This is a genomic window from Thermoanaerobacterium sp. CMT5567-10 (assembly GCF_030534315.2).
Lineage (GTDB): Bacteria > Bacillota > Thermoanaerobacteria > Thermoanaerobacterales > Thermoanaerobacteraceae > Thermoanaerobacterium.
This window is the reverse complement of the sequence record NZ_CP130558.2, coordinates 873,533-897,916: the sequence shown is the minus strand read 5'-3', so window position 1 is coordinate 897,916 and position 24,384 is coordinate 873,533. Positions and strand designations below refer to the sequence as shown.

Below are 24,384 nucleotides of genomic sequence, written 5' to 3'. Positions count from 1 at the left end.
ATGTCTTCTTTTTTTGCAATTTTTATTGGCATTCACATTTTTTTATTATTTTTGTATGCAAGTGCCCCTTAAATAAACGAAACCATTTATGATATTTTCATCCTGTAATGTAGCTATATAGTTTTTAAAAAAATTTAATAGATGAAATTGTATAATTCAAAAACACAAAGCAAATTGTCAATATATAGTATTATTATCAAAAATAAAATACAATATATTGATATATTTTAGTAGAATAGCTAATTATGAAATTTCTTCATTAAAAACTATTTATTGTGTATAACATATTCTTTCTCAACAAGCTTTTATGCCTACATTGTAATTGAGGAAATTGCACAATTAAGCTTTTAATTTTTGAACCAAAAAAGGCAATAGCAAAGCTAAGCATATTAATGCCTGTGGATAACTTATGAACTTTGAAAATTTAACAAAAATAGTTTATAAAATAATTTTCATCCCATGGTTATACAGCTGGTTAAACACAGGTAGTTAATTAAGCTACTTTTGGCAATGATTTAGTAACATTAACAGCAATAGTACCTGCAACAAGTGTAATACAGTTTAATAAAGCAAAGGTTTTAGCTTTCTTAATACCCGCTGAGCGCAGATTGTCAGTATTTAAATAGTCTTTTAATCGGCTGTTACATCTTTCAATAGAAGTTCTAAGGTTATATATCTCTTGCCACTCATCAGAACTCCTTATTGGAAAGCTAAAATATCTGTTATTTTTCTTGTAATTGATTTTAAGGCAATACCCATAGTTTGAATTGCTGCACCAAGAAGAACCATGAGGACAATCTATCTTTCCTAATACATGTGGACATCTGAATTTTAAATAATCACCGTCCTTACCCCAATATACAAGTTCATATCCCATAGAACAAATTGGGTGAAGCCTTTCATTTAATCCTTCTGGTGGAGCAAAACTTCCTCTTTTGTTGTAGGCTATGATTGGTTGTGCATGAAATTCGTTCATAATATAATCGTAATTTTCTTTTATATCATAGCCTGAATCCATAATACAGTGTTTTACATCAAATGTATTGCCGTAGAACTCTTTTAGCTTCTTTAATAAGGGTATTGCTAAAATACTATCATTTACGCTTGCAGGAGTAATTTCTATGGCAAGTGGAAGTTCACTTTTGCAGTCGGCTATTATATGTAGCTTCCATCCAAACCATTTTATATCATTGCCATCAGTATCTTTTTTCTTTCCCCAGTTAGGAGATTTACCATCATCCTTTAGTTTGGATTTAGGTTTTGGTTTTTCAAAAGCGTTCAATTTAGTTGAATCAATAGCTATATTAGTGCTATCAATTATGTTGAGGTCTTTAGCTTTAAGTATTAATTGCTTAAAGTCTTCCTCAAGAGCTTCCGACTTTGATATTAGGTTTAAAAATCTGCTAAAGGTTGATGCAGATGGAGTAGGACCAAATACACTAAAGCCACAGTTATATCTAAATACAGGGTCTGATTTTAATCTATCTACAAGCTTTGCTATATTGGGAATTTTCTCAAGTTGCATAGCAACTAAGGCATAAAGCAAAGGCAGTGGATCATATCCTTTAGGTCCTCTTTTATATTCAGATCTTGATAGTGAAAGCACGACATTTGAGAAATCAAGTTGTGAAAAAAACATTTCAAGTTTTGTCTCTGGTTGAAATTTTATTAATTCGTCGAAGGAAAATAAGCATTCTTGTCGAATATACATAAGTAGGTTCACCTCTTTTGTTAAAATTGGGTTGCTACTTATATATTCGACATTTGGGGTGAACTTCCTTTTTTTATCTTTTAAAAAGTTAAGAATATCAAGCTATTTAAAATATGAAATTCGCTCAATTTTTAAAAATTAGTGTTGACTGTATTGTAACTATATAAATTATAATAACACATGATTGGATCAGTTGATTTATTTAAATCAATTCTAAAATTGGTAAGGAGGAAGAAAAATGTTAGAAAGGAAACAGGTGAATGATTTAAGATCTGCATTGGAGCTCTTAGAGTCTGTTCCAGGACAGTTAGTGAAGACGGACATTGAAGTTGATCCTCATGCTGAAATAGCAGGAGTTTACCGCTATGTAGGAGCAGGCGGTACTGTGATGAGACCTACTAAAGAAGGCCCTGCAATGGTCTTCAATAAAATTAAAGGATTCGACAATTCGAGAGTTGCTATTGGAATATTAGCAAGTAGAAAACGTGTAGGCTTGTTGTTGGATACAGATCCAGAAATGTTAGGTTTTCATTTAGCAAATGCTGTTAAGAATCCTATTCCGCCGATAGTAATCGACAACAAAAATGCAAAGTGCCAGGAAGTTGTTCATTATGCTGATGAACCTGGTTTTGATCTTAGAAAATTAATTCCGGCTCCAACTAATACGGAAGAAGATGCAGGCCCTTATATTACTATGGGCATGTGCTATGCATCTGATCCAGAAAATGGAGATAGTGATATTACAATTCATCGTCTGTGCATACAATCCAAAGACGAAATTAGTATGTTTTTTACACCTGGTGCACGCCATTTAGGAGCTTTCCGTGAAAAAGCAGAAGCTGTGGGGAAACCGCTCCCAATTTCTATCAGTATTGGCGTTGATCCGGCAATTGAAATAGCAGCTGGATTTGAACCGCCTACTACCCCTATCGGATTCAATGAACTGCAGATTGCGGGTGCTCTTCGTAATAAACCAGTTGAATTAACAAAATGTTTGACCATCAATGAGTATTGTATTGCAAATGCAGAATATGTAATTGAAGGTGAGCTACTTCCAAATGTAAGAGTACAGGAAGATCAGAATACACATACAGGAAAGGCAATGCCGGAATTTCCTGGTTACACTGGAGTTTCAAAAGAAGTACCTATCATTAAAGTAAAAGCAGTTACACATCGTGTTAATCCGATTATGCAGTGCTGTATCGGACCAAGTGGGGAACATGTATCTATGGCAGGCATTCCAACAGAAGCAAGTATCATTCAAATGATCGAACAAGCAATGCCCGGCAGATTGAAGAATGTATATGCTGCACCTTGCGGAGGAGGCAAATACGTAGCTATTATCCAGTTTAAGAAGAGTGTGCCAAGTGATGAAGGGAGGCAGAGACAGGCAGCAATCCTTGCTTTTTCAGCTTTTAGTGAATTAAAGCATGTATTCTTGGTCGACGAAGATGTTGATATATTTGATATGAGCGATGTAATGTGGGCAATGACTACCAGATTTCAAGGGAATGAGGATGCAATATTTATTCCGGGTGTCAGGTGCCATCCACTTGATCCTTCAAATGATCCTGCTTATTCATCAAGTATCCGTGATGTTGGTATCGCATGTAAAGCAATCTTTGATTGCACGGTTCCCTTTAATCAGAAAGATAGATTTAAGAGGGCAAGATTTATGGATATTGATAAAGAGAAATGGGCTAAGTTTATAAAATAGGAGTAAAACTAATTATAGATTTTAACTGGCAGATAGTAAGAATGTAAGAATTTTACTAATTTAAGGTTTTGGGATAAAAGTAATTGCACATACGTTAGAATAAATGGATTGTTAATAGTCTTTTCCCATCAACTGTTCCGTCGAATATATTCATCCTAGCATTACTTATAGCATTAATTACAGTAATTGTACATATGCTTATGGGTTCTGTTATTGCAGTTATGGGTGTTTGCATTCCTGCTTTAGTGGCATTTACTTCAAAAATGGGAATCAGTCCTTTGGCAGTGGCTATGATGGTTTTCTCTGCAATTAATATACACTATATTTTACCTTTTCACAATTTAGCCATACTGGTTGGCTGCGAGCCAGATACTGGTGGATATACACAAAAAGAATGTATCAGATTAGGTGTTCCATTGACTGCAGTTGTATTTATCGTTGTACTGGTAGAAGCTGCATGGTTTCAGATTACCGGATTAATATAAAAATGTATCATAATTACTCTTTTTTAGAAAGTCTACAGGTTCAGGGCTAATACCGATCATTTTAAAATTAAATGATAAAATAAAAGCAAGGTAAATATAGCATAATTCAGAAAGGGAAAGGATTTCGATGAAAATTATTGTTGGAGTAACAGGTGCTTCAGGCGTTGAAATGAGCTATTATCTACTCAAAGCTTTAAAAAGTATAGAAAATTGTGAGATACATTTAATAATATCAGAAAAAGCAAGAATAAATTGGGGATATGAAACAAATAGACCATTGGATGATTTACTTCGAATGGCTGATATAGTCTATGAACCTAAAGATATGGCAGCATCTATTTCAAGTGGTTCTTTCATAACGGATGGAATGATTGTTATGCCATGTAGTATGAAGACATTAGCAGGAATAGTAACTGGTTATGCTGATAATCTAATAATTCGTGCTGTGGATGTTTGCTTAAAAGAATGTCGTAAAGTTGTTTTAGTTCCGAGGGAAATGCCTTTTGGAAAAGTGCATCTTAGAAACATGAAAGAAGCGGCCGATCTCGGCTGTGTTATCATTCCTCCTGTGCTTACTTTCTATAATGGGCCCATAACAATCGAAGATCAAATTAATCATATTATTGGGAAAATATTGATGCAATTTGGCATCCATTATAGTAAATTTGTTTCTTGGGCAAGTCATGATGAATAAGCATCTTATGTCCTATGAAAAATTCGTATTACTAAGGCTTTGGATGATTTGCGCTTTAAGCAAGACGAAAGGAATGATCATTTTTTATGAAAGAATATCATATTATTATTGCCGAAAATAGCAAATATCAGATCGAATTGAAAGCATTTTGCTGTGACACAGATTATAGTGTTACGATATGTGGAGGTACTCATTATCATGTTGGGGCAGTAGCTTTTGGCTGTGCCAAAATGGAAACCGATAATTTACCAGGACACAAGGCGACGGTTAGTGTAATTTGTGGATTTGGTCATAGAGATGATGAGGTGGCCAGATGGGCCGCCAGATATCTAGCAACAGAATTGAAATGCAACGTCAGTGTTTCAGCAGGTGTCCATATTGATAATGCAAGTCATGATGAGTTAAATGTTTTAATGGAAAATTGCAAAGAAGCTTGCAAAAAATTGGTGTTACAGATTTTAGATTTAGAAAAGCAAATTGTCTTAGCATGCTTAAAAGAATCTTAAAGTAGGTAATATTCAATAGCTTTGGCTACTCTTCACGGTAAATGGTGAAGAGTAGCTACAAGTATTATTAAAAATCAAATTATTTCTATCTTAATTTAGTAGTAAAATCAATACATAGAAGAATTTCTTATTGAATTATGCATGTATTTTTTTATTATTACTTTTTTTAGCAATAATAATACCAGGGGCTATTGAGCTTTGATCATATAAATATGAAGATTTTTTATTGTCGGTTTTTTGTGTTATAACTATAGCTGGAGCTATTGAACTTTGCAAATGTTGATACTCAAACATTTAATTTCACCTCTTTTTTAAATGTAAATTTAGCTTTTCATTGTAAATTGTAACTAAAGATCATCGTATAAGTATCAAATGATTATGTGAATTTTAAGTGATAAAAAATGTTTTTGAGTTAAGATAAATGTTTTAATGTGGTAAAATATATATAAGGGAATTTTATAGGGAAAAATAGAATTATTATGATGCAATATTGAACAATGTCAAAGGCAGTATTTATTATTATAAAACAATATTACATATCTGTGAGATCTGATGCATAAGTACGATTATTTTTCAATTATTGTAAAAAGAAAAATAAATATCAGAGGTGTGGTATTTATATGGAGTATAAATATGAATTAATTAAAAATGATGATAATTTACCTATAAAAATAATATTTCATACATCTGATGATGCACAATTAGTACCAAGACATTGGCATGAAAGCATAGAAATATCGTATGTGCTTTCTGGCAAAATTGATGATATCTATGTTGATGGTATTCATTACACGTCACAGCAAGGAGACATTGTTTTGATTAATTCCAATGCTATACATTCTTTTTCTGTTGTTCAAGGAAAGAATCGTAAGGCAGTTACTTTTTTTATTTCATATGAGTTCCTAAAAACAAATTATCCCGATATAGATCAAATTGCATTTGATTGTGTTTCAATTGATCAGAATGATGAACATAAAATAAAAATATTCAATGAGTTACGTGAAAATTTAGATTCCATAATAAGAGCTTTCTCAAATTTAAGAGATGATTCATTAGCACATATAAAAGTTATAGGGTTGTCTTATGAATTAATTTATCTTTTGTTGAAAAATTTTAAAATAAGCAAAAAAAGCTTTGGAGAAATCAAAACGAAAAAATACTTAGATCGATTAACTGAAATTACAAATTATATAAAGGAAAATTACAGTCAGGATTTATCAATAGATATAATTTCTGCAAAGTTTAATTTATCTCCAGAATATCTTTCACGTTTCTTTAAAAAGTACATGGGCATGACAATACATAATTATATAAATACCGTTCGTCTAGAAAAATCTTATCGTGATTTGATGAATACTGATCAATCTATTACAGAAATAGCATTAGAGCATGGTTTTCCAAATGAAAAATCCTTTAATAAGGTGTTCAAGACTTTTTATAATATTACTCCAAATCAATATAGAAAAAAGATTAAAGCTTTAAAATCTGTGATAAAAACAGAAAACTAGTTTGTATTTTTGGAATAATTGGTCCCCAGAATTTGTATTTTTTGCAAATCAAAAATTGACTGTTGATAAATCAAAATTGAACTTGTTGTGTGTTTTGATTTCAATTAAAATTTATATGTAAGCGTTTTAAAAAGCGATTACATATAAATTTTAGGAAAGGGGACCTTTATGAAAAATTTTGAAACAACTTGGAAAGAAAGGATCAGTTATGGGCTTAGTGACACTGCTTCTAATTTAGTTTATCAGATGATTACCACTTATTTAATGTTTTTTTACACTGATGTTTTTGGAATAAGTGCTGCAGCTGTCGGAACACTTTTTTTAGTAGCAAGGATCATCGACGCATTTGATGGACCATTTTTTGGCATTCTAATAGATCATACAAATACAAAGTGGGGAAAATGTAGACCATACTTCCTTTGGTTATCAATTCCATATGGAGTATTAGCAATACTAGCATTTACGACTCCAAGTTTTAATGCTACTGGTAAATTAGTTTATGCTTATATTACATATATTCTTTTAGGAATTATCTACTCTGGAATTAATATACCAATTACATCAATTTTGCCGAGTTTAACAGATAATTTAGAAGAAAGAAATATTTTGGTTAGTACCAGAATGATTTTAGCTACAGTTGGTGCTACAATTGTCAGTGTAGGGACGTTGCCTCTAGTTAAAGTATTCGGCAATGGCAATCAGCAAAAAGGTTTTATGATGACTATGACTTTGTTTGCTGTTTTAGCTGTTATATTATTCTTAGTAACTTTTTTCAATACTAGAGAAAAAGTAAACGAAGCAAAAGAGCAATCAATTACTTTAAAAGAAGAACTAAAAGCATTGAAAGGAAATACTCCTTGGTTTATACTTTTCTTTGTAGCGTTCATTAATTTCATAGCTTTTATAATGAAGGCACAAACGACAGTTTATTATTTGACATATAATTTAAAGATGCCTAACTTAATCAGCATAGCTTTAGGATTAGGATCATTAAATGTTGTTTCATTACTTGTCATGCCGTTTTTAGCAAAGAAAATAGGGAAAAGAAATGTTATGATTACGGGATTTATTTTTTCAATATTAGCACAATTTATATTGTATTTGTCATCGTTGACATCAAGTGCATTTATATTTTTAATAGGCACTGTAATTGCAGCTTTTGGAAATGGATTTGTTATGGGAGCAATGTTTTCTATGACAGCGGATACAGTTGACTACGGTGAGTGGAAGTCGGGTGTTAGAGCTCAAGGACTTCTTTCAGCTACGCCAGCATTTGGAGTCAAGGCAGGAATGGGAATAGGTGGAGCTTTAGCAGGTTGGATATTATCAATTGGTAAATATGTTCCAGACCATCCGCAAACCTTATCCGCATTAAAAGCGATAGAAATTAACTTTATTTGGCTACCGTTAATTGGTTTTATTATCAGTGCTGTATTACTTCTATTCTATAATTTAGATAAACAACAAGAACAGATGACTAAAGAATTAAATGAAAGAAGAGCTAAGTTAAGCGCATGATAATGATTCAAAATAATGAAAGGAGCGAATAGTATGTGTAAAGATTACGATCAGTTAGTTAAATTACTGGAAAATGGATATATACAACGTGAAAATGGATTGGAATTTGTGATAAAAAATATACCGGAAGGTGATAATACCGAGGGTAAGCTCGATCCAAGGGTATTTCAAATATTAAATGAGCAATATAAAAAACAAAGAACAAATGAAATGCCCGATCTTAGCTTACTTAACATAAAAGATATTCCTGTTGGCATGTTAAGAAATCAAATGGGTTGGGATAATAGAGATATTACAAAAATAGAGATAAAAACAAGTGACGAGGTAATTGATGGAAAATACGGAACTATTCCAATTAAAATTTATTCACCACAGAGTAATACACATTTACCGGCAATCGTATATTTTCATGGAGGAGGTTTCTTTGGTGGTACTGTTAAAGTAGTAGAAAATCCATGTAAAGCATTAGCGGAAAGAGCAAATGCAGTGGTTATATCTGTTGACTATCGCTTAGCACCAGAAAATCCTTATCCGGCTGGATTAACGGATTGCTTTGATTCTATAAAATGGGTATATAAGTATGGTGAAAAGTATAGTATTGATTCAACTAAAATTGCGGTTTCAGGGGATAGCGCTGGTGCAAACTTTGCAACTGTTTGTGCCATGATGGATAGGGATTTAAAAACTGATATGATTAAATTTCAAGCATTAATTTATCCAACAGTTAACATGGCAGCAGTTGATACCGAAGAATATAAGTGGTCTCTTGATCAATACAATATTTCTGATGAACATAGAAAATTAATAATATCAGGATTAGAAGGCATGAAAAATTCACAGCCACTGGTGAAAAAGCTTTACTTACAAAATAATGAAGATGCAACACATCCGTATATATCTCCTATTTTTGCTGAAAGCTTAAAAGGAATGCCAGAGACTCTAATTTTTACAGCCGAATTTGATTATTTAAGGTTGGAAGCTGAAGCATATGGAAGAAAGCTTGCTAAATTTGGTGTTAAAACAAAAATTATACAATACAAAGGAATGGATCATGCATTTATAGATAAACTCGGTATTTATCCTCAAGCAGAGGATTGTATAAATGAAATCGCAAAAGGAATAAAAAGTTTGTTTAAAGACTAAATTAATAAATCATTCAAGGAGAATTTTATTTGAATAAATTCTCCTTGAATGATTTAAATGTATTAAAGTATTTTAAAAATTGAGGAGGTTCAAAATGAAAAGAGATATCAAAAAGCTCATTTCAGAGATGACATTAGAAGAAAAAGCAAGTTTATGCTCAGGATTAAATCTTTGGCAAACTAAGCCAATAGAAAGATTAGGGATTCCATCAATAACGATGACTGATGGACCACACGGTTTGAGAAAAGCAAACAAATCAGATGAACTTGGACTCAATAATAGTGTGCCGGCAACCTGCTTCCCGTCTGGCAGTGCTCTTGCAGCGTCTTGGGATAGAGATTTAGTTAAAAAAGTTGGTGAGGCCATCGGAGAAGAGTGCATAGCAGAAGATGTTAATATATTGCTTGGACCAGCAATCAATATAAAACGATCTCCACTTTGTGGACGTAACTTTGAATATCTATCAGAAGATCCATATTTAATATCTGAATTAGCTGCAAACTATATAAAAGGAGTTCAATCAAAAGGCGTTGGAACATCTATAAAACATTACGCAGCCAACAATCAAGAAGACTATAGAATGACTGTAGATGTAAAAGTAAATGAAAGAGCGCTACGTGAAATTTACTTAACAGGATTTGAAGGAGCTATAAAGCAGTCACAACCATGGACAGTTATGGCATCGTACAACAAAGTAAATGGAGTATACGCAACAGAAAATGAGCACCTGATAAATGAGATACTTAGAAACGAATGGAAGTTTGACGGAATAGTCATATCAGATTGGGGAGCAGTCAACGATAGAGTCGCAGCATTAAAAGCGGGATTAGATATAGAGATGCCAGGAAGTGGAGGAGAAGAAGACAAAAAAATAGTTGAAGCCGTAAAAGAAGGTCAAATATCAGAAGAATATTTAAACTTGGCAGTTGAACGCATTTTAAATATAGTCTTTAAAGCATATGAAAACAAAAAGAAAAACCAAAACTATGATGCAGAAAGACACCATCAATTAGCTCGTCAAGTCGCATCAGAATGTATGGTACTATTAAAAAACGAAGATGAAATACTTCCACTAAAAAAACAAGGTAAAATTGCAATAATAGGAGAACTTGCCGTAAAACCAAGATATCAGGGTGGAGGAAGTTCACATATAGTACCAACGAAATTAGATATTCCGTATGACGAAATATTAAAAATTGCAGGAAATGAAGCAGAAATTAAATATACGCCAGGTTATGAATTAGAAAAAGACGAAACAAACAATAAATTAATTGAAGAAGCAGCATATATAGCAAAAAATTCTGATGTTGCTGTTGTATTTGCAGGTTTGCCAGATAGCTATGAATCAGAAGGATATGACAGAGGACACATGAGGATCCCAGAAAGCCACAATAAATTAATACAAGTTATTGCAGAGGTTCAGCCAAATGTTGTTGTTGTACTTTGCAATGGATCACCAGTAGAAATGCCCTGGATCGATCAAGTAAAAGGTATATTAGAATCATATTTAGGAGGTCAAGCATCAGGAGGAGCAATTGCAGATATACTGTTTGGCGAAAAAAATCCATGCGGAAAACTTGCAGAAACTTTTCCAAGAGAACTTAGAAACAATCCATCATATCTAAACTTTCCAGGAGAAAAAAACGTAGTAAACTATGGCGAAGGAATATTTGTAGGATACAGGTATTATGACACAAAAGGTGTCGAACCATTATTTCCATTTGGATATGGTTTAAGCTATACAACATTTGAATACACAGACATTTCTACAAACAAAAACAAAATAACAGATGAAGAAACAATAGAAGTAAGAGTAAAAGTAAAAAATACTGGAAAACGTGCTGGAAAAGAAACAATTCAATTATATGTTCGAGACATACAAAGCAGTGTAATGAGACCATACAAAGAACTAAAAGGATTCCAAAAAGTATATCTTGAACCAGGAGAAGAAAAAACAGTTGTTTTCAACTTAGACAAAAGAGCATTTGCATACTATGATGTTGACTTAGAGGATTGGTACGTCGAAACAGGAGATTTTGAAATTTTAGTAGGAAGCTCATCAAAAAATATTTTATTAAAAACAGTCATTCATGTAACATCAACTACATCAGTACAAAAAGTGTATACTAGGAATTCAACAATAAACGATGTAATTACAAATCAATACGGTAGACAAATTATTTATAACATAATAAAGAGAATAAAGTCTGACACAAACGACTCACAAGACATGTTAAATATATTAAAAAAACAGTTAGAGATAAACAGCCAAGAAATAAGTAGTTTATCTCAAAAAGACATGATGAATGCGTTTTTAAAAAATATGCCTTTAAGAGCTTTAACTATCTTAAGTAATGGAATTTTTACCGAAGATATGGTTAATGAAGTTGTTGACGGCTTAAATACAATTTCTAATTGATAAAGTAAATAAAAACTATACGATTGCAAAGCTTTGTATAATAAAAAAGTTGCATAGGCTTTGCTAACGTATAGTTTTATTATTTACATATTTCGTAAAGTTATTAACATGACATGGTGCATACTTCAATTTTATCATTGAAAAATCTATACATACCATTTATAATTGAAGTATAGACTGATATAGGAGAGGTAAACGATGTTTGGAAATTTTTTTAATAGAATGTACTATGGCGATCCACATAGGCCTGATTTGAAGGCTGATGATATTCCTAAGAAGGGCGTGTCGTTGTTTTTTGATATTTTAAAGAACAATTTTTGGCAGCTTATAAGCCTTAATCTTTTGCTTATTGTATCGTGCATACCTATTGTGACGATAGGACCTGCTTTGGCAGGATTCAATAATGTGCTTAGGAATCACACACTTAACAGAAATGTGTGGCTTTGGAATGATTTCAAAGATGGGTTTATTAAAAATTTTAAGCAGAGTTTTGTTATAACTTTGATAAATGGGATAGCAGCTATTATTCTTATAAATAATTATAAGATATATTCGTCTTACAGTACAGGCTTTATAAAAATTGCAGGGACTTATATTACGATTTTTATTGGCTTTATACTTGTTCTGATGAATGTTTATATTTATCCATTGATGGTTACGTATGATCTAAAAATTAAGCACATTTATAAAAATGCTTTAATATTTTCTATAATTAAACTGCCTCAGACCATTGGAATGGTGCTTTTAAGCTTAATTTTAATTGCTATATGTATTTTATTTGCGTTTATTCCACTTTTATTGATAGGCTTAAGTTTAGTTGGTCTTGCCATTAACGTATATGATAGAGGTGTATTTGAAAAATATATTGACAGTAAAGTTAATGAGCAAAGTGGAGAAACAGATGACAAAGCTGATAAGTAAAAATTTATTATATAAGATTTTCTATATTGACAAATTAGAAAAAGAGATAGATGTGCTTAATAAAATAAACAGTGATACGGATTGTTTAACGTGAATATAGATAGAGTAAGAGGTGGATTTTATGAAAAAGCCTTTTACTCTTTTTCTGATATTATTAATAATAATGTTTTTATTGTCCTGGCCTTACTATATGTATTTGCATGAAACTGGTAAAATAGATTTTTCGCCAATTGAGGAGGAAGATTATAGAGGAATAATCACATTTTGGGATTTTCCACATTGGTCAACTGATGATCCAACAGGTTATAATTTTATAAAGAAAAAGATACAAGATTTTGAATATTTGCATCCAGGGGTTATAATTGAATTTGAGCCAATTAAAAATAGCAATTTTTACTATGATCTCAATGATATAATTGGTGATGGTAAACCTGATATAATTCCTATAACTTCAGACAGTCCATTTATCTACAATGATAAATTAGAACCGCTTGACAAATATCTGGATAAAAGTTATAAGAATTCATTAAAAGAAAATGTCCTCAATGGATTCATGTATAATAAAAGTATTTATGGCATTCCTTTGGGAATGTACACAAGCGTGCTGTATATAAATAACGATTTGTTTAGCAAGAAAGAAATTGAGGTTCCTCAGGATAGCGAATGGACATATGATGAATTTTTAGAAGATATGACAAAATTGACGTATCAAACGGGTAAAAAGGAAAAGAAAAGTTACTATGGCCTGTCAATGTACATTGAAGGAAGTTATAATCTTTGGGGTATATTGATGTCAGACGGTGCAAATATCGTCAATGATGAAGGTGTAGTATCATTTAAAGGTCCGCAGGCGGAGTCTGGACTCAAAAAATTGATTGAATTAAGCGAAAGGGGTGTAATAGATCCAGTTTCATACGGTGATGATTACAACAAAGTATGGGATAGCTTTACAGTCCTTAAGGAGAGTGCTGTTTTAATCGATGAAAGCTATAAGATACAGTACCTTAAATATCTTCAAAATAAAAATAAACTTTTTGATTTTGATGTTGCACTATATCCGGAAGGGGATAGCGATGTTCCTCTTACACTGTCTCCAAAAGTCTATGGATATGGTGTAACAAAACAAAGCGATAAAAAGAAATTGGAAATGGCATATAAGTTTGTAAAGTTTATTACAGATTCTCAAGAAAGCGTAGAAAAGATAGGATATATTCCTGTTAAAAAAAGCATCGCTTTAAATGATGAACTCATGAAAAAAATTGATAAAGCTGTCAAATACACAGATTATCCGCCACCAAATTGGCATGGTAAAAACGTAAAAATAAATAAAGCAATAATAGATGGATTAATAAATAAGGAAAATGAAAAGATGATATTGAATAAAATCGAAAAAATAATAAATTAGTAGCGACTGTTAATTGTATTTTTTGTAATTAATACCATCTTTGATGTAAACTTATTGTCCCGCAGCCGCTTAAAACCATCAGGATGAAATATAGCTAAAAGCAGCATTTCATAATGAGTAACTATGAATTTTTCTAAAGGCGATTTTATATCTCTGACTTCGAAGCCCAGCATTTCAATGCCTTCATTGAATAGAGTGTAACCCATAAATACATTTACATCATCAAATTCATGGTGATCGTCTATGTAGGTTTTTAATGCCTTTATAGATTTTTTAAATCTTTTTAATGCTATTATTCCAATGGCTATAGGTGAGCTGCTGCTAGATGTGATTTGTGTAAGGGCATTGTTGTTTAAGTGCAGTTCACCAAATTTATCTCCATTGTTCAACACAGTTCCATCATTTAGCAGGAGTTTCTCACCTTTGTATTTCTTGATTGCGATTCTGATTTCAGAATCGTCTCCTCCAACCGTGTGTATCCTATTCAGCTTTGCAAAAATGAATTCCCACAAAGACCAAATGTACATAAAAATTTTTTTCATTTGTAATACCCCATTTAAGAAAATATAAATTTATTTATGTCAACAATTTCTAAGTTTTTCTTTTTTATTCCGCTTATTATCTTATCAAGAGCTATAAGCATTGTCTCAGGAGCCTCTTTGTCTGACCCTATGTTGTCGCTGCTATCGTGAAATATCAAAATGTTTCCGCCTTTTACTTTGTTTAGTACGCGATTTACTATCAGATTTGGATCTTTTACTTTCCAATCCCAGCTCATGTAGCTCCATAAAATTATTTTGATGCCTAATTTTTTTGAATACTGGTAGATAAAAGTTGTAAATAATCCCCATGGAGGCCTATAATATGAAGGATACTTTCCAGTGATCTGAGAAATAATTTCAACTGATTTCAATAATTCCTTGTACGTAGCAATAGGTCCCAAAAACCAGTTTATGTGATGCTTATAACCATGTATGCCAATTTCATGGCCTCTATTTACGATTTCTCTAGCTAGATCCGGATACTTTTCAACTTTGTCTGCCAACAAAAAAAAGCACGCTTTAACATTGTATTTATCAAGAATTGATAGGAGTACAGGCGTGTATTCTGGATCTGGCCCATCATCGAAAGTGATTACTATCCAGGGTACTTTCTTTTTTCTGCTGCTATAGATAACATTATAATGGAATATACGACCAAGCATTGTAGGAAGCAATGCTACCAATACTAAATAAAGTATATAAATCTTTATCATGAATTTTATCATTCCGCTAGTTTCCCCCCTTACAATAAAATTATATACGTAAAAATGGGAACTTACAAGTTGATAATGGTATCTATTGTTTCACTTGAATAGATTATTAAAAAAAATTATAATAAAATATGAGTTTCACAAATAGATATACTGAGAGGATTGTATAATTATATGAAACAAATTGTTAAAAAAGTCATTGCAATTTTAATGGTAGTTTTTATACCCCTATCTTTAATTGCCTGTGGAAACAATAATCAGCAGTATACACGTACTGATTTTATGATGGATACGGTTATTCAAGTGACGGCCTACGGTAGAAATGCTAAAAAAGCAGTTGATGAGTCGATGGAAAAATTGAAAGAAATTGATAACATCATGAGCAGCCAAAAGAGTGGTAGCGATGTAGAAAAGATAAATGAAAATGCAGGGAAAAAGTATGTCAAGGTAAATCCAGAAACATTTTACGTGATAAAGACGGCTTTAAAGTACGGGGAAATAAGTGGGGGCAACTTTGATATAACTATTGCTCCATTGATAAATTTGTGGGGAATTGGCACAAATCATGCCCATGTTCCGACGGAAAGCCAGATTAAGGATGCTATGAAGTACATAAACTACAAAGATGTCTTGCTGGATGAAAAGAACGATGAAGTTAAATTAAGTAGAAAAGGTATGGCTATTGACTTAGGAGGAATTGCTAAAGGATACGCTGCTGATGAAATAGAAAATATTATGAAGAAAAATGGGATTAAGCATGCACTTATAAATCTTGGCGGCAGCAGTGTTTACATGTATGGTTCTAAGCCTGATGGTTCAAATTGGAATATAGGCATACAGGATCCTTTTGGAGATAAGGGTAAGTATTTTGCCATCGTTTCTGGAAAAGACATGCTGATTGATACATCTGGCAATTATGAAAGATATTTTATTCAAAACGGGAAAAGATATCATCATATATTAAATCCCTTTACAGGATATCCTGCAGAAAGCGGTGTCGTCAGCACTACAATAGTGTCTACAAATATAAAATCAATTGATGCTGATGCATTGTCTACAATTACTTTTATTTTAGGCGTTGATAAAGGGATGAAATTGATAGAGAGCATGCCTGGTGTAGATGCAATCTTTGTCACACCTGATTATAAGGTCTATGCAACATCAGGCCTTAAAGGAAAGTTAAAAATAACAGATTCGAGGTTTAAACTGTATGAAAATAGGTGATAAAATCTTAATAGGTGTGCTTTTGATTATTTCTCTTGTTTCTGCTTATTTTACTTATGACAAGGCGTTGTTAAGAACCGGAACCAATGTCGTAATTGAAGTGAATGGTTCTAAATATCAAGAATTGCCTTTAGATGTTGACAAGACGGTTACTGTACACAATGGCAAACACATAAATGTTGTAGAGATTAAAGATGGAAAAGTCAGAATGAAGGAGTCTGATTGTCCAGATCAAATATGTGTTAATACAGGCTGGATAGAAAAAGAAGGACAGCAGATAGTATGCCTTCCAAACAGAGTAGTAGTAAGAGTTACAGGAGGCAAAAAAGGAGAAGTAGATGATATAGTATATTAAATAGCCGCACATTTTAAAATGTACGGCTATTTTTTTATCATCAGATATCTTAAGGTGTTTGAAAGTATGTCTTTTACGACAGGTGCTGCAATTTCTCCGCCCATGTGGCCGTTTTTAGTAGGATTTCTGATGACTACTAAAACTGATACTTGAGGATTGTCTACTGGTGCAAATGCTGCGAAAGATGCTGTGTATTTTCCTGGTGAGTAATTCTCAGTTGTACCGGATTTTCCTCCTACAGTAAAGTCAGGTATTTGACATGCTGTTCCCGTTCCCTCATCGACGACTTTTTTAAGCAGCTCTTTCATGGTGTTTGATGTGTCTTGTGATATAACCTGCCTTATGACTTGAGGTTTAAATTCTTTTATGACTTTATCACCTGATTTTATCTCTTTTACTATATTTGGTTTCATTAAGTATCCGCCATTTATAGCTGCTGAAAAGGCATCTATCATTTGCAGTGGTGTTACCGCGATGCCTTGTCCAAAAGACATCGATGCAAGGTCAACAGGATATACGTTTTTCTCGTTGATTATCATGCCTGATGCTTCACCTGGAAGCTGTATTCCTGTTGGATTTCCGAATCCAAAGGCGTTTATGTACTTGTACAATGTATTTAATTTAAGCCTTTCAACTATTATCTTCATAAATACCGTATCACTGGACATTGCCACCGCTTGTGAGAAGTCTATATTTCCTAATTTCGTCCAGCTATTTATCTTGTGACCGGATACTATATAATAACCGGGATCGTAAAATTGCTCATTTGGTGTAACAAGTGATTCTTCTAAAGCTGCAGATGCTGTTACTACTTTAAATACTGAACCAGGTTCATATATGTATGATATAGCCGGATTTGCCCATGTATCAAGCGAGCTTACCTTATTTGGCTCATTTGGGTTAAAGTCAGGTATATTGGCCATTGCAAGTATATCTCCAGTTTTTGGATTCATTACTATGGCTGTGATACCATTGGCTGGATCGTATGTTTCATAAGCTTTCTCTATGGCTGTTTCTGCATATCCTTGTATAACAGAATCAACAGTAAGGACCAAATCATCTCCTTTTTTAGGTTCATACAATTTTTCAGGGAGTCCTACGACATGACCAATTTCATCAGTAGTTGCTATCTCTAAACCTGGTATGCCATTTAGGTATTTGTCAAATGAATATTCAAGTCCATATAGTCCATTCCCATCAGTGCCGGTAAATCCTAGCGTCTGTGACAGCAAATTGCCATCTGGATAACTTCTGATGCTTGTATCTTCGATATAAATACCCTCAAGATTTAGCTTTTTTATTTTGTTTATATTGTCCAGAGAAACATTTTTTTTAAGGACAGTCCACTCAGAATTTTTATTGTTTAGAAGCTTATACAGTGAATCTTTTTTCATCCCTAATAAGCTGTACAATTGATTTGCAATTTTATCTGGATGCTTTATATTCTTTGGTGCAACATATACATCACCGCCGGCTACGTTAGTTGCGAGGATATTTCCATTTGCATCATATATTATTCCTCTTTGAGGTTTTAATACAATATTTGATGTAGTCTGCTTTTTAACAGCCAATGAATATTTAGGTGCCATAACAACCTGAAGCCATATAAGTCGTATTACAAGGCATGATATTAAAAATAAAAATGTAATAAGCACAACTAAAATCCGCTTTTTATTTATTGATGACAATTGAAAGTATCCCCCTTGTACATTTATAATTTTATTTTAAATCAATAATGTGTATATTTCAATTAATTTACGTAAATCTACATTCATAAGGTTTTGCATTGTAGATAAACTCTAAAAAAGATGGAGCTCTCATTTTAAAATTTTCTGACCACTCCATAAACTTTACTTTACAAACAAGCACAGGCATGATCCATTGAACATTGTTTATTTTAGCACCGTAAAAATTATTTTTAACTTTTATATCTTTTGCTACCTCCATAAATGCTGTAAGTTCTTTCTGCGAAATGCCAGATTCTACATTTCCAATGTGTACAAGTTTGCCTTCTTCATTGTAAAGCCCCAGCACTAGTGCTGTTTTATCTGTCCTATAGCCTAATATTACAGCATTTAATACTATGTGATGTTTAAATTTCTGCCATAGTCTGCTTCTTTTTCCTAAATAATATTTTGAGTCTGCCTTTTTGGCCATTACACCTTCTAAATGATTTTTACCGGTTTCTTCAAATAAATCTTTTCCATGTTCAAATATGTAATCTGATATTCTTAGTAGGTTACTTTCAATGACAACTTTTTTTAAAATTTGTTTGCGTTCAATCAGCGGATAGTTTAAAAGCTCTTTTCCATCAAAATATATTACATCCCAAGTTATAAACATTGCGGGATTAGATTTACTTAAAAGATCGATTTTTAGTTTGTTTTGTTGATGTTTTCGCATCATTATATTTCTATAACTGGGCTTATTGTCTTTTAAGACTATTAACTCTCCATCAAGTATTACTTCATTAGCCTTGATAAATTTGTTAAGATTCATGAGATCCGGAAATTGATGACTTACATCCACAAGCCTTCTATCCTGCAGCCTCGTTGTTGATGAAAGGAATGCAATAGTTCTAGAGCCATCCCATTTGATTTCATACAACCAATCTGGGTCATCAAAGACTTTGCCTGATACTGCTAGCATAGGTGGGATTTTTTCATCCATCATCGACATCTTTTATGCACCCTTTTTCTTTTTACTCTTTTTTGCTGTACTTTCGCCATTTACCGATTCTATGCTGGCTTTTAAAGCGCTTACAAGATCTAGTACATTTTCTTCTTTCGGTGACTCAGGTATTTCAATTTTTCTATCTTGTATTTTTGACTCAATTATATCAATTAAGGCCTTTCTATAGTTATCATCGTATTTTTCGGGAGAAAATTCAGATGTCAACGTATCTATAAGCTTAATCGCCATTTTTACTTCATTCTCATGCAGGTCTACATTGCGAATCGGTGGAAGCCCATTTGTATTTCTTATTTCATCAGGGAAATGCATTGTTTCTAACACCATGTAGTCATCATTGTAAACTCTGATGCAAGCTAAATCTTGTCTTGAACGTATAACGACTCTTGCAACTGCAACACGGTTTAATTTTTTCATAGAATCTCTTAAAAGCACGTATGGCTTTGCTCCGATTTCATCTGGTGCTATATAATATGTTTTATCGAAATAGATTGGATCGATTTTATTTAAATCTGTGAAGTCAAGAATATCTATCGTCTTAACTGTTGACTTCGGAATTCTTTCTAAATCTTCTTCATCGATAATGACAAATTTTCCTGGTTCATATTCATATCCTTTAACTATTTCATCTTCTGATACCTGTCTGTTGCAGACAGGGCAGATTTTTTCGTATTTGATAGGTGATTTGCAGTCTTTATGAAGCTGTCTGAAATGAACTGAATTGTCCTCTGTTGCTGCATAGAGTTTTATAGGTATGCTGACTAAACCAAAGCTTATGGCACCTTTCCACATTGAACGCATGTTTTAACACCTCATTTTTAATAGTTCAATATTATTATGTGCACGTACAATTTTATATTACAGGTAAAATATAGCTTAGTGTATAATTTTAGTAGGCGGTAAAAAATAGAAAAAGGAAGGTATCCAAAAAATACCTTCCATTCGCATGAATCATCCGCTATAATGTTTAAATAGAAAAAACAAAAAAAGCGTTATAGAGGTGATTACATGCTAGATATAAGTTTAAACGAAAATGAAATAAATTTCAAGGATTTAGAAGCGGAAATTTACAAATTAGTTTGCGAAGAAGCTTGTAAAATAATGGCTCAAATCCTCATGAAGATAGATGATATGTTACTAGAAAAAAGGGACAAAAAAGAATATAGATGTAAAGGTAAAAAGCATACAAACATAAAAACAATTATGGGCACTGTTGAATTTGATAAAAGAATTTATGAACATATAAATAGTGAAGGGAAAAAGGAATATGTTTATCTTTTAGATGAGTATTTAAAAATGGATACAATAGGGCATATATCAACAAATCTTATTGAAAAAGTTGTAGAAAATGTAACAGAAATGTCATATAGAGAAGCAGCGAAAAATATAGAATCATTAACAAATCAAAGCATAAGCCATACAACTGCATGGAATATAATACAAAAGGTTGGAGAAAAAATAGCAGAATTAGAAAAACAAGATATAAAACTATTCAAAGAAAACAAATTAAGAGGAGAAAAAGAAACAAAAATATTATTTCAAGAAATGGATGGATTATGGTTATCAATGCAAGGCAAAGACAGACCAAAAGGCAAAAAAAGCAGGGGAAAAAAAGAAATAAAATTAGCAGTAGCATACGACGGATGGGTAAAAAGAAGCCCGGGAAGTAATGAATATATAACACATAATAAAATAGTATGTGCAGGATTTGCAAGCAGCAAAGAATTTAAAGAATTAGTAGATGCAACGATAGCAAAAGAATACAACATAGACGAAATAGAAATAAAGATAATAAATGGAGATGGAGCAAGTTGGATTAAAGAAAGTTTAGGAGAAGAAGGAGTATATTTTCAATTAGATCCATTTCATAAAAGCCAAGCAGTAATAAGGAATATAGAGAACAAAAAAGATGCCTGCAAATTGATGAAAATGCTAGATGAAGGGAAAGCAGAAGAAAGTCTAGAATACATAGCGAAATTAATGATAGAGCAAAAAGATGATGAAAAGCAAATGAAGAAATTAGAAAAACTATATAACTATTTAGTAGCCAATAAGGAAGGGATAAAACCATACCAAAAGAGAGAAGAAATAAAAATACCAGAAGCCCCAGAAGGGATAGAATACAAACATTTAGGAACAATGGAAAACAATATATTTGACACATTGGCGCGCAGAATGAATGCGGGAAAAATGAGTTGGACAGAAAAAGGTGCGAACAATTTAGCAAAGATACTAGCCTTAAAGACAAGCGGAAAACTTAATAGTGTTGTAGAAACATACTTTAATGTTATAATATCAGAAGAAAAATTAGCAGAGATAAAAGAAGAAATAAAATTATCAGCAGCGGATGTAAACAAAAAGCAGAAAAAAGCAAAAACATATCATATGCAAAGAGGCGATATGCCGTTTGAAGGTTGTGCAATGACAAACGGCAGAAAAACAATAAGAGAAATACTCAGATACAAATGTTTAAGTGAATTAAAAGTCATATAAAAGGCGGAATATGAAGATAAGAATGGAGTAAAAATAATTGCACGAAAATTCACAACACATTAAACATTATACGGATAAAATTTGAAGAAAAAAATTTGCCAACAACTACTTGACACAAACAAAATATAGTACCACATTGACTTCGATTGATTTTGCCTGTATAATATTAAGTAATTATTAAAAATATAAATTTTTTATTAAATTTATTAAAAAATATGCCTAATCGAAAGAACGGGGGATAATTTTGGGGTGAATCCGCATTTGCGGTAGGGTTACTCTTTACCGAACCCGTCAACTAACCTCGTAGGCATAAAGAGAGGATGAATGAATTGAATCACAAAAAGTTAGTTGCATCAGTAGTTTTGTCAATAACACTTATGCAAGCACCAAGTGCGTTTGCAATGGAGCTTTTGAAGTACGGTTCAAGAGGACAAGCAGTGGTTAGCTTGCAGCAAACGCTGAATCGACTTGGTTATAGCACAGGTGGTATTGACGGTATTTTCGGCAGCAAGACGAAAAGTGCTGTTATTGCATTACAGAAGAAATTTGGCTTATCTCCTGATGGTATAGTGGGACCAGCGACAGAGGCGGTTTTAAATAGGACAACTGCAAGTGGAGTTTCATCTAGAGGTGCTTATGATCGCACGTCAAACTTGAGCGTAGTTAGCATTGCGGAAAGGTATCTAGGGACACCGTACGTTTACGGTGGTACGACACCTGCTGGCTTTGACTGTTCTGGCTTTGTCCAATACGTATATAAGCAGGCAGGAAAAAGCATCGGCAGGACTACATACGATCAGTATGCTGGTGGAAGGCCTGTAAGCTTATCAGATTTACAGCCTGGTGATATACTGTTTTTCTCTACGTCAGGTAAAGGGCCTACACATGAAGGAATATACATAGGTAATAATCGCTTGATACATATGAGCGATTCTTCAAAAAAGGCAGCATATGATGATTTTAGCGGGTGGTTTAGGACTTACTATATAGGTGCAAGGAGATATTATTAAGAAAGAGTATATTGCTAAAGCGAAAGAACACGTATATGTTAATTAGCCGCAACATATACGTGTTCTTTTTTTTAAAAATTTTTACTTGTAGTAGATTTGCTAAGTCAGAGCAAAATTATTTATATCTTAATATCAATTTTGTAATTTTCACAATAAACTTTTGCAATTCCATATATAGACTTTTCAAAAGTCAAAGTTAGAAAAACGTATGTTCGCATAATATAATTAAAGCACAGTGCAGCACTGAAAAGGACCGGTCCTCACTATTTAGTGAGGTGTAGATAATGATAAGCTATAATGAACTGTGCTTTAAAGCAAAAAATGGTGATGAAAATTCTACTGTGGAAATTTTAAACAAGTTTAATCCTCTTTTGATATCACTTGCTAAAAAATTTCCTTATGATGATTTTAACGATATGCTTCAAGATGGAAGAGAAATTCTGATTACAGCCATAAAGGAGTTTGATGAGAAGAAAGGGAGAGAATTTATAGCATATGCCAGCATGCAGCTTAAATTTCACTTTTTAGGAATGTATAGAAAGAGGAAGCCTAGCCTTTCTTTGAATGCAAAAGCTAATGATGATGACGATGAAATAATAGATTTGTTGGAAAGTGACGGCTTATCACCAGAAGAGGAGTTTTTTAAAGGTATTTCAATGAAAGATTTGAAAGATGCCTTAAATAGCCTGACGGAAAAGCAAAAAAATATAATTTTATTATACTTCTTTAATAGAAAATCATTGGTGGAAATAGCAAAAGAGGTAGGCATAGGATATCAAAGTGCAGTAAAATTAAAAAACCGAGCTATAGAGAGATTAAGATTTGCGATAAAAAATGATATAATTATGTAAAAAGACATGAAAGGATGGTAAAAGTTTGGAAGTAAGGAATAATGGCATAAACGAAGATTTATTCAAAAAAATAATTGAATTAAATAAGAATGCACAATATCATAATCTAATTGGAATGGATATAGTTGAGCTAGATAGTGGCAAAGTTACAATGGAAATTATAATTTCAGAGAAACATTTAAATATTTTTGGGATTGCACATGGAGGAGTGGTGTTTTCACTTATGGATACGGCAATGGGAATTGCAGCAAAGACGATGGGAAGAAATATGGTCACTCTTGAAATGAATATAAACTATATAAAATCTGTTAAGATCGGGGATAAAATTGATGCTTTTGCAAAGATAATTCACTTAGGAAAATCTACTGCTGTTGCTGTATGCGATGCTTACAACCAAGATGGTAAACTTGTAGCGTCAGCAAGGGAGACGTTTTATAGTCTAAATTAAAGGGGCTTTAAGGCTAAAGCCTCTTTTTTTGGT

Annotated in this window: 23 protein-coding genes and 1 riboswitch; of the genes, 16 read left to right on the top strand and 7 right to left on the bottom strand. The window is 32.6% G+C overall.

Annotated features, from left to right (window positions below):
• Positions 1–493: 493 nt before the first annotated feature.
• Complete coding sequence (locus Q2T46_RS04660; protein WP_303263300.1) at positions 494–1,711, bottom strand: transposase; 1,218 nt, start codon at positions 1,709–1,711, stop codon at positions 494–496.
• 238 nt (positions 1,712–1,949) lie between these two features.
• Between Q2T46_RS04660 and Q2T46_RS04655 the strand changes: the two genes are divergently transcribed.
• The 4 genes from Q2T46_RS04655 (at position 1,950) to Q2T46_RS04640 (ending at position 5,113) form a co-directional block, all read left to right on the top strand.
• Positions 1,950–3,428, top strand: a complete 1,479-nt coding sequence (locus Q2T46_RS04655; RefSeq protein ID WP_399388168.1) for a UbiD family decarboxylase — start codon at positions 1,950–1,952, stop codon at positions 3,426–3,428.
• A 200-nt stretch (positions 3,429–3,628) separates the two neighbouring features.
• The gene (locus tag Q2T46_RS04650; protein WP_311062347.1) at positions 3,629–3,913 is read left to right on the top strand and encodes a hypothetical protein; all 285 of its coding nucleotides are present in this window, start codon (positions 3,629–3,631) and stop codon (positions 3,911–3,913) included.
• A 127-nt stretch (positions 3,914–4,040) separates the two neighbouring features.
• Positions 4,041–4,607: a UbiX family flavin prenyltransferase gene (locus Q2T46_RS04645; protein WP_303264069.1), complete on the top strand. Its 567-nt coding sequence runs from the start codon at positions 4,041–4,043 to the stop codon at positions 4,605–4,607.
• Positions 4,608–4,693: 86 nt separating this feature from the next.
• Complete coding sequence (locus Q2T46_RS04640; RefSeq protein ID WP_303264070.1) at positions 4,694–5,113, top strand: hypothetical protein; 420 nt, start codon at positions 4,694–4,696, stop codon at positions 5,111–5,113.
• Between the two features lie 135 nt (positions 5,114–5,248).
• Here Q2T46_RS04640 and Q2T46_RS04635 read toward each other — a convergent pair whose 3' ends face one another.
• A complete protein-coding gene (locus Q2T46_RS04635) occupies positions 5,249–5,407 on the bottom strand; it encodes a hypothetical protein (protein ID WP_209453031.1) in 159 nt (52 codons plus the stop codon).
• 326 nt (positions 5,408–5,733) lie between these two features.
• On the opposite strand from Q2T46_RS04635, the gene Q2T46_RS04630 reads away from it, so the two are divergent.
• The 6 genes from Q2T46_RS04630 (at position 5,734) to Q2T46_RS04605 (ending at position 14,027) form a co-directional block, all read left to right on the top strand.
• The gene (locus tag Q2T46_RS04630) at positions 5,734–6,621 is read left to right on the top strand and encodes an AraC family transcriptional regulator (RefSeq protein ID WP_303264071.1); all 888 of its coding nucleotides are present in this window, start codon (positions 5,734–5,736) and stop codon (positions 6,619–6,621) included.
• Between the two features lie 168 nt (positions 6,622–6,789).
• Positions 6,790–8,139: a glycoside-pentoside-hexuronide (GPH):cation symporter gene (locus Q2T46_RS04625; RefSeq protein ID WP_303264072.1), complete on the top strand. Its 1,350-nt coding sequence runs from the start codon at positions 6,790–6,792 to the stop codon at positions 8,137–8,139.
• 33 nt (positions 8,140–8,172) lie between these two features.
• Positions 8,173–9,282: an alpha/beta hydrolase gene (locus Q2T46_RS04620; protein WP_311062346.1), complete on the top strand. Its 1,110-nt coding sequence runs from the start codon at positions 8,173–8,175 to the stop codon at positions 9,280–9,282.
• 94 nt (positions 9,283–9,376) lie between these two features.
• Positions 9,377–11,701 carry a glycoside hydrolase family 3 protein gene (locus Q2T46_RS04615; protein ID WP_303264074.1) on the top strand — a complete coding sequence of 775 codons (2,325 nt, stop codon included), beginning with the start codon at positions 9,377–9,379 and terminating at the stop codon, positions 11,699–11,701.
• 198 nt (positions 11,702–11,899) lie between these two features.
• Complete coding sequence (locus tag Q2T46_RS04610; protein ID WP_303264075.1) at positions 11,900–12,622, top strand: YesL family protein; 723 nt, start codon at positions 11,900–11,902, stop codon at positions 12,620–12,622.
• Positions 12,623–12,743: 121 nt separating this feature from the next.
• Entirely contained in the window at positions 12,744–14,027 is a 1,284-nt protein-coding gene (locus Q2T46_RS04605) for an ABC transporter substrate-binding protein (protein WP_303264076.1), read from the top strand.
• Here the strand turns inward: Q2T46_RS04605 and Q2T46_RS04600 are convergent.
• Complete coding sequence (locus Q2T46_RS04600) at positions 14,024–14,569, bottom strand: YkoP family protein (RefSeq protein ID WP_303264077.1); 546 nt, start codon at positions 14,567–14,569, stop codon at positions 14,024–14,026. The two genes, Q2T46_RS04605 and Q2T46_RS04600, sit on opposite strands and share 4 nt — an antisense overlap.
• 14 nt (positions 14,570–14,583) lie before the next feature.
• Complete coding sequence (locus tag Q2T46_RS04595; RefSeq protein ID WP_303264078.1) at positions 14,584–15,294, bottom strand: polysaccharide deacetylase family protein; 711 nt, start codon at positions 15,292–15,294, stop codon at positions 14,584–14,586.
• 159 nt (positions 15,295–15,453) lie between these two features.
• Between Q2T46_RS04595 and Q2T46_RS04590 the strand changes: the two genes are divergently transcribed.
• Both Q2T46_RS04590 and Q2T46_RS04585 read left to right on the top strand, forming a co-directional pair.
• A complete protein-coding gene (locus Q2T46_RS04590) occupies positions 15,454–16,503 on the top strand; it encodes an FAD:protein FMN transferase (protein ID WP_303264079.1) in 1,050 nt (349 codons plus the stop codon).
• Complete coding sequence (locus Q2T46_RS04585) at positions 16,490–16,858, top strand: NusG domain II-containing protein (RefSeq protein WP_303264080.1); 369 nt, start codon at positions 16,490–16,492, stop codon at positions 16,856–16,858. Before Q2T46_RS04590 ends, Q2T46_RS04585 begins: the two co-directional genes overlap by 14 nt.
• A 26-nt stretch (positions 16,859–16,884) precedes the next feature.
• Here Q2T46_RS04585 and Q2T46_RS04580 read toward each other — a convergent pair whose 3' ends face one another.
• The 3 genes from Q2T46_RS04580 to Q2T46_RS04570 all read right to left on the bottom strand — a co-directional run bounded on the left by Q2T46_RS04580 (position 16,885) and on the right by Q2T46_RS04570 (position 20,350).
• Entirely contained in the window at positions 16,885–18,546 is a 1,662-nt protein-coding gene (locus Q2T46_RS04580) for a penicillin-binding protein 2 (RefSeq protein ID WP_303264081.1), read from the bottom strand.
• A 67-nt stretch (positions 18,547–18,613) separates the two neighbouring features.
• A complete protein-coding gene (locus Q2T46_RS04575) occupies positions 18,614–19,537 on the bottom strand; it encodes a DNA ligase (RefSeq protein ID WP_303264082.1) in 924 nt (307 codons plus the stop codon).
• 3 nt (positions 19,538–19,540) lie between these two features.
• Positions 19,541–20,350 (bottom strand): Ku protein, encoded by an 810-nt coding sequence (locus Q2T46_RS04570; RefSeq protein WP_303264083.1) that lies wholly within the window; start codon positions 20,348–20,350, stop codon positions 19,541–19,543.
• 207 nt (positions 20,351–20,557) lie between these two features.
• On the opposite strand from Q2T46_RS04570, the gene Q2T46_RS04565 reads away from it, so the two are divergent.
• The 4 genes from Q2T46_RS04565 (at position 20,558) to Q2T46_RS04550 (ending at position 24,351) form a co-directional block, all read left to right on the top strand.
• Positions 20,558–22,042: an ISLre2 family transposase gene (locus tag Q2T46_RS04565; RefSeq protein WP_303263777.1), complete on the top strand. Its 1,485-nt coding sequence runs from the start codon at positions 20,558–20,560 to the stop codon at positions 22,040–22,042.
• Positions 22,043–22,248: 206 nt separating this feature from the next.
• Positions 22,249–22,366, top strand: a riboswitch (cyclic di-AMP (ydaO/yuaA leader).
• A gap of 5 nt (positions 22,367–22,371) precedes the next feature.
• Positions 22,372–23,052 (top strand): C40 family peptidase, encoded by a 681-nt coding sequence (locus Q2T46_RS04560; protein ID WP_311062345.1) that lies wholly within the window; start codon positions 22,372–22,374, stop codon positions 23,050–23,052.
• A gap of 284 nt (positions 23,053–23,336) precedes the next feature.
• Positions 23,337–23,903: a sigma-70 family RNA polymerase sigma factor gene (locus Q2T46_RS04555; protein WP_303264085.1), complete on the top strand. Its 567-nt coding sequence runs from the start codon at positions 23,337–23,339 to the stop codon at positions 23,901–23,903.
• A gap of 25 nt (positions 23,904–23,928) precedes the next feature.
• The gene (locus Q2T46_RS04550; RefSeq protein WP_303264086.1) at positions 23,929–24,351 is read left to right on the top strand and encodes a PaaI family thioesterase; all 423 of its coding nucleotides are present in this window, start codon (positions 23,929–23,931) and stop codon (positions 24,349–24,351) included.
• Positions 24,352–24,384 lie beyond the last annotated feature (33 nt).

Excerpts from the sequence above, each read along its gene's own strand:
- Q2T46_RS04660 (WP_303263300.1), bottom strand. The coding sequence starts at position 1,711 with ATGTATATTCGACAAGAATGCTTATTTTCCTTCGACGAATTAATAAAA.
- Q2T46_RS04655 (WP_399388168.1), top strand. The coding sequence starts at position 1,950 with ATGTTAGAAAGGAAACAGGTGAATGATTTAAGATCTGCATTGGAGCTC.
- Q2T46_RS04650 (WP_311062347.1), top strand. The coding sequence starts at position 3,629 with ATGGGTTCTGTTATTGCAGTTATGGGTGTTTGCATTCCTGCTTTAGTG.
- Q2T46_RS04645 (WP_303264069.1), top strand. The coding sequence starts at position 4,041 with ATGAAAATTATTGTTGGAGTAACAGGTGCTTCAGGCGTTGAAATGAGC.
- Q2T46_RS04640 (WP_303264070.1), top strand. The coding sequence starts at position 4,694 with ATGAAAGAATATCATATTATTATTGCCGAAAATAGCAAATATCAGATC.
- Q2T46_RS04635 (WP_209453031.1), bottom strand. The coding sequence starts at position 5,407 with ATGTTTGAGTATCAACATTTGCAAAGTTCAATAGCTCCAGCTATAGTT.
- Q2T46_RS04630 (WP_303264071.1), top strand. The coding sequence starts at position 5,734 with ATGGAGTATAAATATGAATTAATTAAAAATGATGATAATTTACCTATA.
- Q2T46_RS04625 (WP_303264072.1), top strand. The coding sequence starts at position 6,790 with ATGAAAAATTTTGAAACAACTTGGAAAGAAAGGATCAGTTATGGGCTT.
- Q2T46_RS04620 (WP_311062346.1), top strand. The coding sequence starts at position 8,173 with ATGTGTAAAGATTACGATCAGTTAGTTAAATTACTGGAAAATGGATAT.
- Q2T46_RS04615 (WP_303264074.1), top strand. The coding sequence starts at position 9,377 with ATGAAAAGAGATATCAAAAAGCTCATTTCAGAGATGACATTAGAAGAA.
- Q2T46_RS04610 (WP_303264075.1), top strand. The coding sequence starts at position 11,900 with ATGTTTGGAAATTTTTTTAATAGAATGTACTATGGCGATCCACATAGG.
- Q2T46_RS04605 (WP_303264076.1), top strand. The coding sequence starts at position 12,744 with ATGAAAAAGCCTTTTACTCTTTTTCTGATATTATTAATAATAATGTTT.
- Q2T46_RS04600 (WP_303264077.1), bottom strand. The coding sequence starts at position 14,569 with ATGAAAAAAATTTTTATGTACATTTGGTCTTTGTGGGAATTCATTTTT.
- Q2T46_RS04595 (WP_303264078.1), bottom strand. The coding sequence starts at position 15,294 with ATGATAAAATTCATGATAAAGATTTATATACTTTATTTAGTATTGGTA.
- Q2T46_RS04590 (WP_303264079.1), top strand. The coding sequence starts at position 15,454 with ATGAAACAAATTGTTAAAAAAGTCATTGCAATTTTAATGGTAGTTTTT.
- Q2T46_RS04585 (WP_303264080.1), top strand. The coding sequence starts at position 16,490 with ATGAAAATAGGTGATAAAATCTTAATAGGTGTGCTTTTGATTATTTCT.
- Q2T46_RS04575 (WP_303264082.1), bottom strand. The coding sequence starts at position 19,537 with ATGTCGATGATGGATGAAAAAATCCCACCTATGCTAGCAGTATCAGGC.
- Q2T46_RS04570 (WP_303264083.1), bottom strand. The coding sequence starts at position 20,350 with ATGCGTTCAATGTGGAAAGGTGCCATAAGCTTTGGTTTAGTCAGCATA.
- Q2T46_RS04565 (WP_303263777.1), top strand. The coding sequence starts at position 20,558 with ATGCTAGATATAAGTTTAAACGAAAATGAAATAAATTTCAAGGATTTA.
- Q2T46_RS04555 (WP_303264085.1), top strand. The coding sequence starts at position 23,337 with ATGATAAGCTATAATGAACTGTGCTTTAAAGCAAAAAATGGTGATGAA.